At 50.3% G+C, this 15594-nt stretch carries 11 protein-coding genes; 5 read left to right on the plus strand and 6 right to left on the minus strand.

Annotated features, from left to right (window positions below):
• Window position 1: 1 nt before the first annotated feature.
• Complete coding sequence (locus tag LWL52_RS13775; RefSeq protein ID WP_242920870.1) at window positions 2–748, minus strand: tyrosine-protein phosphatase; 747 nt, start codon at window positions 746–748, stop codon at window positions 2–4.
• 246 nt (window positions 749–994) lie between these two features.
• Here LWL52_RS13775 and LWL52_RS13780 point away from each other — a divergent pair, with 246 nt between their 5' ends.
• The 4 genes from LWL52_RS13780 to hpf all read left to right on the plus strand — a co-directional run bounded on the left by LWL52_RS13780 (window position 995) and on the right by hpf (window position 3750).
• A complete protein-coding gene (locus LWL52_RS13780; protein ID WP_242920872.1) occupies window positions 995–2134 on the plus strand; it encodes an acyl-CoA dehydrogenase family protein in 1140 nt (379 codons plus the stop codon).
• A gap of 148 nt (window positions 2135–2282) precedes the next feature.
• Window positions 2283–2477 carry a 30S ribosomal protein S21 gene (gene rpsU / locus LWL52_RS13785; RefSeq protein ID WP_242920874.1) on the plus strand — a complete coding sequence of 65 codons (195 nt, stop codon included), beginning with the start codon at window positions 2283–2285 and terminating at the stop codon, window positions 2475–2477.
• 70 nt (window positions 2478–2547) lie between these two features.
• On the plus strand, window positions 2548–3426 hold the full coding sequence (locus LWL52_RS13790) for a tyrosine-type recombinase/integrase (RefSeq protein WP_242920876.1): 879 nt from the start codon (window positions 2548–2550) through the stop codon (window positions 3424–3426).
• A gap of 24 nt (window positions 3427–3450) precedes the next feature.
• Entirely contained in the window at window positions 3451–3750 is a 300-nt protein-coding gene (hpf, locus tag LWL52_RS13795; RefSeq protein WP_242920878.1) for a ribosome hibernation-promoting factor, HPF/YfiA family, read from the plus strand.
• A 122-nt stretch (window positions 3751–3872) separates the two neighbouring features.
• Here hpf and metK read toward each other — a convergent pair whose 3' ends face one another.
• A complete protein-coding gene (gene metK / locus LWL52_RS13800; RefSeq protein ID WP_242920880.1) occupies window positions 3873–5177 on the minus strand; it encodes a methionine adenosyltransferase in 1305 nt (434 codons plus the stop codon).
• A gap of 243 nt (window positions 5178–5420) precedes the next feature.
• Between metK and LWL52_RS13805 the strand changes: the two genes are divergently transcribed.
• Entirely contained in the window at window positions 5421–6224 is an 804-nt protein-coding gene (locus LWL52_RS13805) for a phosphatase PAP2 family protein (RefSeq protein WP_242920882.1), read from the plus strand.
• A 64-nt stretch (window positions 6225–6288) separates the two neighbouring features.
• Here LWL52_RS13805 and LWL52_RS13810 read toward each other — a convergent pair whose 3' ends face one another.
• The 4 genes from LWL52_RS13810 to LWL52_RS13825 all read right to left on the minus strand — a co-directional run bounded on the left by LWL52_RS13810 (window position 6289) and on the right by LWL52_RS13825 (window position 15524).
• Entirely contained in the window at window positions 6289–7710 is a 1422-nt protein-coding gene (locus tag LWL52_RS13810; protein ID WP_242920884.1) for a RagB/SusD family nutrient uptake outer membrane protein, read from the minus strand.
• 17 nt (window positions 7711–7727) lie between these two features.
• Entirely contained in the window at window positions 7728–10832 is a 3105-nt protein-coding gene (locus tag LWL52_RS13815; RefSeq protein WP_242920886.1) for a SusC/RagA family TonB-linked outer membrane protein, read from the minus strand.
• Between the two features lie 436 nt (window positions 10833–11268).
• Entirely contained in the window at window positions 11269–13671 is a 2403-nt protein-coding gene (locus LWL52_RS13820; RefSeq protein WP_437179358.1) for an alpha/beta hydrolase family protein, read from the minus strand.
• A gap of 161 nt (window positions 13672–13832) precedes the next feature.
• Entirely contained in the window at window positions 13833–15524 is a 1692-nt protein-coding gene (locus LWL52_RS13825) for an amidase (protein WP_242920888.1), read from the minus strand.
• Between the last annotated feature and the right edge of the window lie 70 nt (window positions 15525–15594).

The following is a 15594-nucleotide window of genomic DNA, read 5'->3' on the forward strand; positions in this document are numbered from 1 at the left end:
TTTATAGCTGGCTGTTGCGGATAGGCAGTGCCAGCGCCTTGGTCAGGTGTTTGCTGTAGAGTACCTTCTTCAGGGATTCAATGTGCCGGAGGCTGTGCGTGTCGGACCCCAGAAAGTCGACAAGCCCCTCGTCTATCAGCCGCTCGGCTACTTCTCTGGCCCCCGGCGAGTAATAGCCCGTGAGCGAGTTGAGGTTAAGCTGAAAAAGTACGCCAAGATCATGCAGGCCGGCCAGCTCCTCATACTTGCCATAAAAATAGGTATAGCGCTCCGGATGCGCCAGCACGGGCTGGTAGCCGTTGGCCTGCATCTGGAAAATGGCCTCGCGCAGGTTCATGGGTTCGTTCAGGAACGAAGTTTCGAACAGCAGGTAGTTGTCGCCAAAGGTGAGCAGTTCCTCCCCTTTCTCCAGTTTATCCAGCAGGCCTTCGTCCAGGTAGTATTCGGCGGCGCAGCCAAGTTCCATTTCGATTCCGGCTTCAAGTATGGCCTCCTGCAGCAGTTGCAGCCGCGCGCGTATGCCTTCGGGCGTGTTGCGGTAAAAGTCGCTCATCACGTGCGGCGTCATGATCAGTTTGCGGTAGCCCATGGCCTTTAGCGCCGTAATAAGTTCCAGCGAGCGTTCGGGGCTGTCAGCCCCGTCATCCAGGCCTGGCAGCACATGCGAGTGCATGTCCACGCCGATGGCGCCGAGCGACTCCTGCTGTACCGGACTGCTACCAAATAGGTCCTGCAAAAACTTTATCATTTCCTGCTGCTTCGCCTTTTTAAATGCCTGCTGGCGACAAGCCAGAGCAAACTAAATTCAAAATAACACAATAAATCAACCCTATCAAAATACTTACCCGCGCCAGCCCGGCAGGTTACATCCGGCACGTGACTGGGTGGCTTATTACCCGGAATAAATTGGCTGATTCGAAGCAATTATATAGCTTTGTAAACATCTGGTATTGTGTTGCCGTTATAACGCACGCAATACACCTACAAAACATACATGGAATTAAAACAAACTGAAAACCAACGCATGATAGCGGACATGATCCGCGACTTTGGCGCCAAACATATTAAGCCTAAAATGCGCGAGTGGGACGACAGCCAGGAATTTCCGGTGGACGTGTTCAAGCAACTGGGCGAGCTGGGGCTGATGGGCGTACTGGTACCTGCCGAGTATGGCGGCGCAGGATTCGGTTACCTGGAGTACGTTACAGCCATAGCCGAGCTGTCCAAAATCGACGGCTCGATCGGGCTTTCGATGGCGGCACATAACTCGCTTTGCACCGGCCACATTCTGCAGTTTGGCAACGAGGAGCAGAAAAAGAAATACCTGCCAAAGCTGGCAACAGCCGAGTGGATCGGCGCCTGGGGCCTGACAGAGCCTAACACCGGTTCGGATGCGGGCAACATGCGCACGGTAGCCGTGCCCGACGGCGACTACTGGGTAATTAACGGGGCCAAGAACTTTATCACACATGGCAAGTCGGGCAATGTAGCGGTTGTGATTGTGCGCACCGGCCAAGTGGGTGACTCGCATGGCATGAGTGCTTTTATCATTGAAAAAGGCACAACGGGCTTTAACGCCGGCCGCAAAGAAGACAAACTGGGTATGCGCGCCTCCGAAACCACCGAGCTCATTTTCCAGGACTGCCGCGTGCACCAAGACCAGATGCTGGGCAATGTGGGCGAGGGCTTTATCCAGGCCATGAAAGTGCTGGATGGCGGGCGCATCTCTATTGCCGCGCTGTCGCTGGGCATTGCGCAGGGCGCTTTTGAGGCGGCCCTGGCCTACTCGCAGGAGCGGCAGCAGTTTAACCAGCCGATCTCCAGCTACCAGGGCATCTCCTTCAAACTGGCCGACATGGCTACCGAAATCGAGGCGGCCTCGCTGCTGACCTACCAGGCAGCCGATATGAAGAACCGTGGCCTGAACGTGAACAAGGAGTCGGCGATGGCCAAGCTGTATGCCTCGGAAGTAGCGGTGCGTACCGCAAACGAGGCCGTGCAGATATTTGGCGGCTACGGCTTTACCAAAGACTACCCTGCGGAGAAGTATTACCGCGATGCCAAACTGTGCACCATTGGTGAGGGAACAAGTGAGATACAAAAACTTGTTATAGCCAGAGCCATCCTTAAATAAAACTGCTGTAAGCGCTTTTATAGGCTCTTTTGGCCTTTAAAAGCAGGTAATTAACTGTTTGCGATAAATATTTAGGCAAATTGTTGATTTTGTAGCAAAACCTTATGTAAATTTGCAACCCTAAATCCTAAGAGAAGCGAGAGATAATATGATCATTGTAAACGTAAAAGATAACGAGTCTGTAGACCGCGCGTTAAAAAGATTTAAAAAGAAATTTGAAAGAACTGGTGTTCTGAAAGAGTTGAGAGCCAGAACGTTCTTCGAGAAGCCATCTGTATCTAAAAGAAAGCAGAAGGAGCGTGCCGCTTACAAGCAGCAGATGTACGCCAACCTAAACTACTAGTCTTTCTACCAACATATCTTATTTTTCCATACTTTAGTATATCTGAGTTACTCATCAGGTATACTAAAGTATGGATCTGTTTTTTAAGTACCTTCAATACGAGAAGCGGTATAGCCCGCACACGCTTACCTCTTACCACACCGACCTGGGGCAGTTTGCCCGCTACCTGCAGGAGGTCTACCAAATTACGGATGCGGCCGAGGCCGACCACACTATCATCCGGTCGTGGCTGCTGACGCTGGTGCAGCAGCACATCAAACCCCGCTCCATTAATCGGAAAATTGCCTGCTTGCGCTCCTACTACCGCTTTTTACTGGCCCAGCAACGCGTGCCGGTAAACCCCATGCTGCGCATCAAGGCGCCCAAAGCCTCTAAAAAGCTTCCGGGCTTTGTGCCGGAAGAGCCTTTTAACACCTTTCTCGACAGTTTTTCTTTTGAAGCCAATTTTGAAGGCCAGCGCGACCGCCTGATCCTGGAATTTCTATATGGCACGGGCATTCGTCTGGCCGAGCTGCTCCACATCGAACACACGGATATCGACACGCATGCCAAAACCGTACGCGTGCTGGGCAAAGGCAACAAAGAACGTATTGTGCCACTTAACGACTCGCTGCTGGAAAGTATAGCGGCCTACCTGGAGCATAAGAAAAGCGAATTGCCTGATAACAATTCCGGAAAGCTGCTCGTTACTAATAAAGCTCGTCCCCTTTATCCAAAGTTCGTTTATCGCGTTGTAAAAAAGTACATCAGCTTGGTTACCACATCAGAACATAATAGTCCGCATGTGCTGCGACATTCTTTCGCAACCCACCTCCTCAACAAGGGCGCTGACCTGAACGCGATAAAGGATTTACTGGGGCATGCCAGTCTGGCGGCTACACAGGTATACACGCACAATTCCATCGAAAAGCTGAAACTCATTTTCGAAAAAGCGCATCCAAAAGCATAAGTTTAACCTTTAATTGCAAGCACTATGAAGTTACAAATGTATTCCGTCAACTTTGACGCCGACGAGCAGCTGAATTCTTTTATCCAGCAGAAGGTGAATAAACTGGAAACGTTCTATGACAGGATAGTAGACGGAGAGGTGTTCCTGAAGAATAATAACAAAGACGGCATTGATAACAAGACCGTGGAGATCCGGTTATTTGTGCCGGGCAGTACGCTCTTTTCCCAGGAAGACGCCCCTTCGTTTGAGGCTGCCGCCGATGCTGCCGTTGAGGGAATGCGCCGCCAGCTGAAAAGGCACAAACAAAAGCAAATGACCCATTAGCCGACACAAAGCTTCGGATATATAGTATAAAACAGAACGGCCTGCTAAAAGTAGCAGGCCGTTCTGTTTTAGGTGGCATCAAAAGGCTTTTACCTGATGCGCTGTGTTTTGTGTCTGATAAATTACAGGCTGAATTCCTGCTTGATTTTGTCTACGTAGTCCAGCTTTTCCCACGTAAAGGTTTCGAACTCCTTTACCTCCTTATGGCCATTGCGGCTTATTTCCACTTGCTTCACTCCCGGCGTTCTGCCCATATGGCCGTAGGCGGCTGTTTCGGCAAAGATCGGGTTCTGCAGCCCATAGCGCTGCACAATGGCATACGGACGCATGTCAAACAGCTTGCTCACCCTTTCAGCGATCTCGCCATCGTGCATTGTGTTGCCCTGCGCATCTTTTACATGGGTAGAGCCATAGGTAGTTACATACAGGCCAACAGGCTTTGCTACGCCAATGGCATATGCCACCTGCACCAGTACCTGATCGGCTACGCCGGCAGCTACCAGGTTCTTGGCAATATGGCGTGTGGCATAAGCGGCTGAACGGTCTACCTTAGAAGAATCCTTGCCCGAGAAGGCACCACCACCGTGGGCTCCTTTGCCGCCATAAGTATCCACAATAATCTTACGACCTGTCAGGCCGGTATCGCCGTGGGGGCCACCGATCACAAATTTACCTGTCGGGTTAATATGATAGGTGATATCATCGTTAAACAGCTTCTGTGTGCGCTCCGGCAACAACCGGAGTACCCGCGGCATCAGGATCTGGGCCACATCTTTTGAAATTTGTTGCACCATCTGCTCCTCGGCTGCATTCTTGGCTTCGTTGCTGTCATTCTCCGGCAACACAAATTCGTCGTGCTGGGTGGAGATCACAATCGTGTCGATCTTTTCGGGCACGTGGTTGTCGCTGTAGCGAATGGTTACCTGCGATTTGGCATCGGGGCGCAGGTAGATCATCTCCTTGCCCTCTTTGCGGATGGCAGACAGCTCCTGCAGCAGTAAATGCGAAATGCTGAGCGCCAGCGGCATATATTCGTTCGTCTCGTTTGTGGCATAGCCGAACATCATCCCCTGGTCACCGGCACCCTGGTCTTCGGGATTAGCCCGCTCTACGCCCTGGTTAATATCGCTGGATTGCTCATGTATAGCCGAGATCACCCCACAGGCATCTGCATCGAACTTGTATTCTGATTTTGTATAGCCAATGCGCTTGATCACATCGCGCGCCACTTTCTGCACATCTACATACGCATCGGTTTTCACCTCACCGCTCAACACGACCAAGCCTGTTGTCACCAGCGTTTCGCAAGCTACTTTCGACTGCGGGTCCTGCTTTAAGAATTCATCTAGCAGCGCATCAGAAATCTGATCGGCTACTTTATCCGGATGTCCTTCTGATACTGATTCAGAAGTAAATAAATAAGGCATTTGATTAGGGGTTTAGGTACAAAGTATAAACCAGCCGCACCATTGGGCAGCGATTACAAAGCTAAGACAATTCTAGCATACTTAAAATAATGGCCTCACAAGTATTAGGCCAACACCAGGATGCTCCCGCGCATACGGATTTGGCAGCAACTGAGATGCCCTGATTGCTTATTTCAGGCAGAAAACCTTTTATTAAAGGCCGCGTTTCAAAGGCATTTAACAATATTCTTTAAAGCTTTTTACATGAAACGGATTTTAACCCTCCTGATTATACTTACGCTCTTTTCCGGGCAAGCTTTTTGCCAGGACGACTCTCCTTATAAGACCAGCTTAAAAGTGGATGCCCCGGTGATTGTGGCCGGCATGGGGCTGAGCTACTATGGCTTAACCCTGATGATGGACAAAGAAGGACTTTCGGAAGCCCAGATCATGAACCTGCGGAAAAGCGACGTAAATGGCTTTGACCGCTTTTCAGCGGGCTGGCACTCTGACCAGGCAAAGAAAACCAGCGACATTCCCTTTTACAGCTCCTTTGCCGCCCCGGCGCTGCTGCTGCTCAACGACAACGTCCGCAGCAAAGCCGGACAGGTACTGGTGCTTTATGTAGAGACGATGGCAGTAACAGGCGCTATCTTTACGATGACGAATGGCAACGTGCCGCGCATTCGCCCCCTGGTCTATAGCAACGAGGTGGCGCTTTCTGATAAGAAAAAAGCGAACGCCCGGAATGCCTTCTTTGCCGGCCATACGGCTGCGGCGGCCAGTGCCTCTTTCTTTGCGGCCAAGATCTTTCATGACTTCAATGTGAGTTCCAGTGCCGAGCCCTATGTATGGGCGGCGGCGGCGGCCGTGCCGGCCACGGTGGGTTATCTGCGCCTGAAGGCGGGCAAGCACTTCCTGAGCGACAACCTGATCGGGTATGCGGTTGGGGCTGCCTCCGGTATACTGGTGCCGCAGCTGCACAAAAAAGCCAATAAGCGGGACATCAGCCTGATCCCTGTCTCCTCGCCGGAGTATAACGGGGCAGTGCTGACGTATACTTTCTAAGAGACACCATAAAACAAAAGAGGCACTCAGTTGAGTGCCTCTTTTGTTTTATACTATGGTATGCTTAATAACCAGGGTTCTGCTCCAGTTTAGGGTTCGCCTGGATATCTACCTGAGGAATAGGAAGTATGGTTTTATTAGATCCATAGGCCTGAGCAGCGTTAGATCCGTTAGCAGGAATATCTTTCTTATTTCTAAGCAGATCGAACATTCCATGTCCTTCAAAGGCCAGTTCTCTTCTTCTTTCAAGCAGAATGGTATTAACAAGCGCATCCTTAGTAGGCACATCCAGCAGTGTAAGCTCTGTAGCACCGGCTCTCTTGCGAATTGAATTCAGCAGATCAAGCGCTTCCTGGCTCGGAAGATCGGATTGCTTGGCAAGCGCTTCGGCCTTGGTTAATACGACCTCAGCGTAACGGATAACAGGTACCCACTGGGTGTTATCTGTATACTTCAGCGTCCAGGCTTTTTTCTTGGCATCAATTGTTACCAGAGAGGCTTTACGCAGGTCGTTCAGCTCTTGCGCTCCAAACAGGTTCAGGTAAGGTGTTACCGAGATATCGCCGCGCTTAACCGGAGAGTAGTGCTGACCAAGCGAGTTGTTTGTATTAGGGTTATCCCCTTGGTTGTGCGCTACAGAGAAGATCGACTCTTTTGTTGTGTAGTTAGTGAATATCGTAACAGGAGAAGGGTTAAGAACATAACCTCTTGCTTTTACTTTATCCGCATACTCAATAGCCTTTGCATTATCGCCTTTATATAAATATAAACGCATTAACATTGCTTCAGCTGCACCCTGAGTGGCACGGGCAACATCTCCGAAGTTATTGCCGGCACGCGTTGGAAGATTATCAGCACCAAATTTCAGGTCTTCCTCTATCTGAGCATATACCTGGGCAACAGTGCTTCTTGGTATCTGAGCCTCTGGAGAGAATGCACTTGTAGCATCAAATGCTTTCAATGAGATCGGAATACCAGCGTGCGAACCATCAGCAGAGAACGTATAAGGCTGCGCAAACAGGTTAACCAGGTACCAGTGGTTTATCGCTCTGATAAATCTTGCTTCAGCTTCATACTGCTTAGCTAATACATCAGAAGGTACTTTGTCGCGGTTTGCTGCCAATGCCTGCATGAACTGGTTAGCTGTATAGATCGCTCTATAACCGCCCGTCCACGCTGCCGTAACAGTACCGTCGTTCGATAATGTATTGAATAAGCCAATACCACCAAAGAACGTGGCAGGATCTGTGTCAGCACCACGTACGTCTGAATAGATCAGCGCACGGCCACCCAGGAATTCAGCATTCTGGTTGTCGTCGTACATACCCACTACAGCTTTCTCGATCCGGTCAGGCGTAGAGAAAACAGCCTCCGGAGAAAAATTCTCTATTGGCTCTTTTTCGATTACGTCGCAAGACACTGAGGTAAAAGCAAGTGCTCCCAGCAAGAGTGACGCAGTAAAATTATTTTTTATTTTTTTGTTCATGGTTGTAATAAAATAAATTAGATACCAACATTTACACCAAACGTGAAGCTACGAGCCTGCGGAATAGAACGGTTATCAACACCGTAGGCAATGTTCACGTTTCTGTTCGTGTTAACTTCGGGATCAGATCCAGAGTATTTGGTCCATACAAAGGCATTTTGTACTTGTCCATACACACGGATATTGTTGATACCAAGCTTAGATACTACAGCAGAAGGCAGGTTATAACCAAGGCTCACCTGACGTAATCTCAGGAAGTCGCCATCTTCTAACCATCTGGTTGAAGTACGGGTAGAGATGTTATCCTGCAGGTACAATCTTGGAACATTTGTCTCATCACCTGGTTTCTGCCATCTGTCCTTAATCTCAGCAATGTTGTTATTGAGATAATTGGTCATCAAGCCGGCTCGTGTGGTGTTCAGGATCTTGTTGCCTCCGCTGTACTGGAAGAACACACCCAGATCAAAGCCTTTATACTTGAAGGTGTTATCAAAGCCACCGAACCATTTCGGATATGGGTTGCCTGCATACACAGCATCGTTAGCAGTGATGTCTGAAGTCTCAGTACCATCAGCCAGGTAATACTTCTTTGTAGCCGGATCATACTGCTTCAGCACACCATCTTTGTCCAGGAACTGTGCGTTACCATTGGCTGGGTTTACACCTGCCCAACGGATCAGTTTGAACTCCCCGATACCATACCCAACAGCCGCTTCGCTTGAACCACTAACTACTGGTACATCGTTGTAAAGGCTGGTTACTTCGTTCTTCACAGCAGAGAAGTTGAAATTGGAGGTCCAAGAGAAACCATTATTTTCAATATTTACTGTGTTGATCGATAGCTCAACACCTTTGTTGTACATAGAGCCAATGTTTGTGCTTACTGCTGCACCAGGGATACCAGTAGTTCTAAGTACCGGAGCTCTCAACACAAGGTCAGAGATGTCGTTATAGAAGTAGTCGAATGTAACGCCAATGCGGTTGTTCAATACAGACATATCGAAACCGATGTCCAGTTTCGTAGAAGTTTCCCACTTAAGATTTGAGTTACCAACCTGCACCGGGCTCAAACCGTTCTGCTCAGCATACAGGCCACCACCGTATAGTGTTCTTGATGCAAAATCAGCGATATTGGAGTTACCAACCACACCGTAACTGGCACGCAGCTTCAGATCGTCCAGGAACTCGAACTGGTGCATGAAGTTTTCTTCAGAAATTCTCCAGCCAATAGAACCGGCAGGGAAATAACCACGCTTGTTATCCATACCAAAACCAGAGAAAGCGTCCGCACGGAAAGCAGCCTCAGCATAATACTTGTTGCCGAAATCGTAAGACAACCGGCCGAAGTATGAATCAAATCCGTTATGTGTTCTGCTACCGTCAGCACCAAGCTGCTCAGAGAAAGTACCGGAAATGATATCTTTGAAGAACGGATCAGCAAAGTCGCCTGCGTAAGCACCGATAGAATACTGATCAACCTGCTGGTACTCCAGACCAGCTGTTGCTGAAATGTTATGCTGCTCTGCAATCAGTTTATTGTAGGTAGCATAGTTTGACCAGTTCCACTGGTTACGACGCAGGTTGTTTGTCTGCACAAGGCCGTTGTAGCTTCTGCCAAGGCCGGCAATACGTGGGTCGCTGTACTGGTCTTCGAAGTTGTCGATGTAATCAATACCATACTTTGAAGTCACTTTCAGATCTTTGATAGGCTGTACTTCGATGTAAGCATTACCTAAAATACGCTGCGACGTGTTGTTGTTACGCTGTAACTGAAGGTTAGCCAGCGGGTGGTAGAAGTTATTGAGCTTGTAGGTGGTGTTGTTCGCACCATCGCCCAGCAAGCCAAGGCTGTTCAGGTAATAGAAGCCATCATTGCCATAAACAGGCACGTTAGGAGCAGCGTTGAAACCAGCTACACCAGCACCTGCCAGGTAACCTTCAGAAAGGATACCATTGTTAAGAGACTTTGTAAAGCTGGTGCTGAGACCTGCTTTAACCCAATCCTTTGGAGTAATATCGATGTTCAGACGGGCACCACCTCTTTTGAGTCTGTTGCCTTCTGTAACACCCTGCTGGTCAGCGTAAGTAGCAGAGCCATAGTAAGACGCTTTTTCAGTACCACCGGAAAGTGAGAGCTGGTGGTTCTGTACAGTACCTCTTCTGAAGATTTCATCCAACCAGTCTGTTCTGTCCGGAACACCATCTTCATTCAAGTCTACGTTACCAGCGATTATGCTCTTAGGATCACCAGCACCAAAACGGTTTGCCGCTTTTTCGTTTTGAATCGCGATATAATCATCACCATTCAACATATCGGGTCTGTTAACTACTTCATGGAAGCCGGTATAGTAGTCGTAAGTAATTTTTGAGGTACCTGCTTTACCTCTTTTTGTTGTTACCAGGATAACGCCGTTAGCTGCACGCGAACCATAAAGCGCAGAAGCAGCCGCATCTTTTAGTACTTCTATAGACTGAATGTCGTTCGGGTTCAAGTCGGCAAGCGGGTTGTAGCGCGTACCGTTACCGCTGTTGAAGGAGTTCAGGTTTGACACCTGTGCCATTGGCACACCGTCAATTACATAAAGCGGCTGTGAGCTGTTAGAGATAGAGCCAACACCACGTACACGTACTGTTACGCCATCCGCCAGCACACCACTGGTATTCGTGATCTGCACACCGGCTGCGCGGCCAGCAAGAGACTGGTCGAAACTTTGTACCGGCTGGTTCTCAATGGTAGATGCTTTGATGCTGGTAATAGAACCTGTCACATCTTTCACTTCTTTCACACCATATCCTACAACCACCACTTCCTGCAGCTGCTTGTTGTCTGTGCTCAGGGTCACATTAATTGTGGAAGCATTTCCGATTGCTCGTTCCTGGGTTGTATAACCAATGAAACGAAACTCTAAGGTGCTACCATTTGCTGGCACATTGATTGTGTAAGCCCCATCTACACCAGTAGCAGTTCCTACAGTGGTTCCTTTAACAAGGACTGCAACGCCTGGTAGCGCATCCCCGGTGGCTTGGTCAGTCACCTTTCCTGAAACAACCCGGCTTTGTGCCCACGCCTGACTAACAAGCGTTAGGAACATAACCAAGCCTAATAATAGAACTTTTCTCATAAAAGTAAAATAGATTGATTAGTAAAATAGTAGATTATTTGTTTCCAAATATAGCCCTTTGCCATTGGCAAAAGAAGAAGGGTGTAAAAAAAATCAAGGCTGAAACTATAAGGTGCTTTTTTTACAAGAAATCGCGATGCTCCCCACTAACAACACACTTACTTTCACTGACTTACCTATACACAAAACATAATTGCAATATTCTCCCTTAATGTCATACCATTAATTTTCCATACTTCAACCAGACAAAAAAAATACTTAAAACCTTCTTTTTATATCCTCGTAAAACCGAGGTTTTAGTTTTAGACACCTCTCCAGAATAGCATATTCCCGGTATTACAACCGTAATGCACTACAAAACAACTCTCCTCTTCAGGCATAAAAAAGCGTGCTACCGAAGAGGTAACACGCCTTTTTTATGCGGAACAAGTATAAATTACTTCTTCTTCAGGTTCTCTTCAAACAATTTATACACCCGCTTATACTCGTCTGTCCAGCTCGAAGGCTCCACAAAACCGTGGCTCTCCACAGGGTATACGGCCAGTTCCCAATTCTCTTTGCCCAGTTCGATCAGGCGCTGCGACAGGCGTACGATATCCTGGAAATGCACATTCGTATCTACCATGCCGTGGCACATGAGCAAGGCACCTTTCAGGCCCTCGGCGTAGTAAATAGGTGAGCTTTTGGCGTAAGCCAGGCTGTCTGTCTGGGGCGTGTTCAGGATGTTGGATGTATAGCCATGGTTGTAATGGGCCCAGTCTGTAACCGAACGCAGGGCTGCGCCGGCGGCAAACACATCGGGCTGTGTGAACATGGCCATCAGCGTCATGAAACCACCATACGAGCCGCCATAGATGCCAATGCGTTTCGGATCGACGCTATACTTGCTGGCCAAATACTTAGCGCCATCCACTTCATCGTTTAAATCTTTGCCGCCCATAAACTCATAGATGCCCGTGCGCACGTCGCGGCCATACCCTGCACTGCCCCGGTAATCGATATCCATTACTGTATAGCCCTGGTCGGCCAGAAAGTTATGGAACATATACTCGCGCTCGTAGCTGCTCCACCATTTGTGGGCATTCTGCAAGTAGCCGGCACCGTGCACAAAGACCACAGCTGGGCCGTTTGTTTCCAGCTTGGCAGGGCGGTATACGCGGGCGTATACTTCCTGCCCGTCGCGCGCTTTAAAGGAGATCACTTCCGGATCGCGCCACGCATACGACTCGAATTCTGGGGTAGTGGAGTGCGTCACCTGCTTTGGCTTCGCACCCTTTTTATTGTCCATCACATACAGCTCCCAGGGTTTGTTGGTGTAGGAGTAGCGGATGGCCAGCGTTTTCTCATCCGGCGACAAAGTTACCTCGGAGGCACCCGGCAAAGTGGTGAGCTGCACCATGTCGCCGCCCTGCACCGGCAGCCGGTAAAAATGCTGCTCGCCCGGATGCACCTTGTTGGCGGAAAAGTAGAAGTGCTTTTTATCCTTCGATAACCGGACGGCCGATACTTCATACTTGCCGCTGGTAAGCGCCTTTTTCTTGCCTGTAGTAATATCAGCGGTATAGAGATGGGCATAACCACTCTCTTCAGACTCGAACCATACCTGCTTATTATCAGGCAACCAGCCAATATCACCCGGGCCGTAGCTGATGCCCGGGCCGTTGATCCAGGCATCGTCGTGCTGGCGGTCCAGTACGGTCAGCTTGCCTGTTGCGGGCTCCAGCGTCATGATCCAGCGGTCCTTGTTATCTTCTGAGCGGGCCACCACCACGGCATGCTTTCCGTTTTCTGACCAGTAAGGGCCATAGATCACCGTTGGCCGCATTTCCGGCTTTTTTGCCTTCGTGTCCAGCTCCTTTGTGGCCGATGCTTTGGCTTTCTGCGCCTGCAGGTAGGCCGGTTGCTCGTAAATGCCTTCCACCTCTTTCATCGTCACGGCAAAGGCGGTGTCGCGGCGGGTGTCGTACACATAAAATTCAGACCTGGTTTGTGCGTCGCCTACTTTGGTGCGGGCGTTAATATCTTCGGTGTAGCCGGAGGCGGTCACATAATTTGGCACAACTGCCACTTTCGCGTTTTTGGGGCGGCTGATCAGCTGGTAGGTTACAAACTGCTCGTCCGGGCTTAGGGTCACGCTGCCTACGGCTTTGTCCTCGAGGTAGATCTCTTTGGGCCGGGTGGGCGTATCGCGCTTCTGCTGCAGCTTTTGGGCGGCATTATCCTGCTCGCGCTCGCGCACTACCTGCAACAGGGCCAGTTGCTGCTCCCGCAACCAGACGCGCTGCGGGTCTTTGCTCTCCGCGGCAGGCTTGCTGCCTTTCCGGAAATCGGTTAGCTGGCGGGTCTGGCCGTTGCTGATGTTCCAGGCAAACAGGTTACTGTCCTTCAGGTACACTACTTTCTGCTCATCAAAGCTGAAGCTTGGGCTGCTTTCCCGTTCCACGGTAGCAGTTACCTGCTGCGCTTTGCCCGACTTGCTATCATATAGAAAGATATCGCCGTTCTTCTCGTATACTTTGCGGGTTTGAGCCCGGTTATAGTTGCCTTCCGGTGCGGGCAGCTTGCGCCGCTCGGTGGCACTCACTTTCTTCAGGTTCTTCCCGTCAGCCGATACGCTGTAGAGAGAGTCCTGGCGGTTGCCTTCAGGGTTCCAGTCGAAGTATATTTTTTTGCCATCTTCTGCCCAGAAGATATTACTCGGAGAGGTTCCCTTCCATTTTGTGTCGCGCATTACTTTCTCCACGCTGAGCACCATTTTAGTGTTCTGCGCCTGCAGTGCCCCACCGCACAGCAACAGCCCGGCCATGAGCGCCATGGCTCGTTTTTTCAATAGCATCATAAATGTTTATAAGGGTGATTTGATAAGTAGCGAAGTATAAGGTAGCTGAAAGATTATGCAGAAGCCGGCTCAAGTATAAGTTGGCAGTTACCCCGGCCTGGAAAGTATAAAAAGGACATGCAGCAACAGCTTTTTATACTTCGCAGGCAGGGGCTACCGGTTTATTTTGCCTTCTGCTTCTTTGTTTTCGTATTCGCAAAGGCCAGCGTCGGATGCTGCTCGTCAAAATTGGTCAATCCCTGGTAGAAGTTGGCAAAGGCCAGCAACTGCGCCTCGCCAAAGAGCTTGCCCATAAACGTGATGGTGGTCGGCATGCCATTCTTCTGGAAGCCGTTCGGCACCACCACACACGGGTGGCCGGTCAGGTTGGTTACCACCAGGTTTTGGCTGGCAAAAGAAGGGCTGATGTAGACATCCACATCCTTGAGCTTTTCCTGCATTTGCTGCACCAGCAAGGTGCGCACACGCTGGGCCTGCAGATACTCTACGGCAGGCACAAACCGGGCAGACCGAAACAGGTTAGGCCAGGCATTTTTATGTTGCTGCACCAGCAGGCTGTCGCGGCCGCTGCGGGTCAGCTCATCAAAGGCTGCCGCTCCCTCCACCGAAATGGTCAGGGCCAGCTCGCCTGCCGGCAGGTCGGGTAGCTCCAACGGCACCAGCTCGATGCCGGCATCACGCAATACCTTTAAAGCAGCCCAATCGTTTTCCTGGAAGCCATACTTCTTCTCAAAGTCCTGCTTGAGGTAGCCCACGCGCAGCTTCCTGGGGTTTATACTTGTGTTATAGTTGAACGGCGCATCGTATACGGAAGGATCCTGCCCGTCGGGGCCGTAAATGGCGTTGAACACAATGGCGCAATCTTCTGCCGAGCGTGCGATGGGCCCGATCTTGTCCATCGACCAGCTCAGGGCCATGGCGCCATGCCGGCTCACCCGGCCAAAGGTAGGTCGCAGCCCCGTGGTGCCACAGGCGGTAGAGGGCGACACAATAGAGCCCAGTGTTTCGGTGCCAATGGCAAAAGGCAGCAGACCGGCAGCCACTGCCGACGCCGAGCCGGCCGATGAGCCACTGGAGCCTTTGGTGATATCCCAGGGCGAGCGCGTTTTGCCACCAAACCATACATCGCCCATGGCCAGCGCACCCAAGGTGGTTTTAGCAACCAGTACTGCCCCGGCGTCCTGCAGGCGTTTTACAACCGTGGCATCTTCGTTAAGCACCTGGTCTTTGTAAGGCATCGCGCCCCAGGTGGTTTTATACTTGCGGGTAGAAAGCAAATCTTTTACCCCGAACGGAATGCCGTGGAGCAGCCCTTTATACTTGCCTGCCTTTATTTCCTGGTCTGCCTGGCGCGCCTGTTGCAGGGCCAGCTCGTCGGTAAGGGTAATGACACACTCGAGCTTAGGGCCATACTTCTTCAGGCGGTTGAGGTAAAAAGTGGTCAGCTCTACAGACGATAGCTGCCGGGTGCGAATGAGCTGTGCCAGTTGCGGAATGGTATAAAAAGCCAGCTCGTCCCTGTTTTTGGGGAGTTTCACGTTGTCAGGCGTCGCTACTTCAAAGGCTTGGCGCTGCTGCTCGAACGTATAGCCTACCGGGATGGGGTTAAACACCAGGGCAGGCGCCACATTATTCGGCAAAGGCACTTTGCGGATAGCCTCGTAGCTCTTCCTGAAATCCTCCACCTCCGAAGTGGCAGAATCGAGCTGCGCGTCGGTAAAGTGCAGCCCCATGAGTTTCTGGGCATCCTGCAGCACCGCAATGGTTATTTTATCGTCTGCCAGTTTGGTTACAAAGGCCCCGGAAACAAAGCAGGTTGCCCCCACAAGAACATAAAGTTTATACTTGTTCATAGGTTATGTTAGATCATTTGTAAAACAAAAGAGGAAGCTGCTGCTCCCCTCTTCCCGTATACAGCCGGTA

The organism is Pontibacter liquoris (assembly GCF_022758235.1).
Lineage (GTDB): Bacteria > Bacteroidota > Bacteroidia > Cytophagales > Hymenobacteraceae > Pontibacter > Pontibacter liquoris.

What these genes read in the sequence shown, in the direction of transcription:
- metK (WP_242920880.1), bottom strand. Translation starts at nt 5,177, where the DNA reads ATGCCTTATTTATTTACTTCTGAATCAGTATCAGAAGGACATCCGGAT.
- LWL52_RS13780 (WP_242920872.1), top strand. Translation starts at nt 995, where the DNA reads ATGGAATTAAAACAAACTGAAAACCAACGCATGATAGCGGACATGATC.
- hpf (WP_242920878.1), top strand. Translation starts at nt 3,451, where the DNA reads ATGAAGTTACAAATGTATTCCGTCAACTTTGACGCCGACGAGCAGCTG.
- LWL52_RS13790 (WP_242920876.1), top strand. Translation starts at nt 2,548, where the DNA reads ATGGATCTGTTTTTTAAGTACCTTCAATACGAGAAGCGGTATAGCCCG.
- LWL52_RS13825 (WP_242920888.1), bottom strand. Translation starts at nt 15,524, where the DNA reads ATGAACAAGTATAAACTTTATGTTCTTGTGGGGGCAACCTGCTTTGTT.
- LWL52_RS13810 (WP_242920884.1), bottom strand. Translation starts at nt 7,710, where the DNA reads ATGAACAAAAAAATAAAAAATAATTTTACTGCGTCACTCTTGCTGGGA.
- LWL52_RS13815 (WP_242920886.1), bottom strand. Translation starts at nt 10,832, where the DNA reads ATGAGAAAAGTTCTATTATTAGGCTTGGTTATGTTCCTAACGCTTGTT.
- LWL52_RS13805 (WP_242920882.1), top strand. Translation starts at nt 5,421, where the DNA reads ATGAAACGGATTTTAACCCTCCTGATTATACTTACGCTCTTTTCCGGG.
- LWL52_RS13775 (WP_242920870.1), bottom strand. Translation starts at nt 748, where the DNA reads ATGATAAAGTTTTTGCAGGACCTATTTGGTAGCAGTCCGGTACAGCAG.
- LWL52_RS13820 (WP_437179358.1), bottom strand. Translation starts at nt 13,671, where the DNA reads ATGATGCTATTGAAAAAACGAGCCATGGCGCTCATGGCCGGGCTGTTG.
- rpsU (WP_242920874.1), top strand. Translation starts at nt 2,283, where the DNA reads ATGATCATTGTAAACGTAAAAGATAACGAGTCTGTAGACCGCGCGTTA.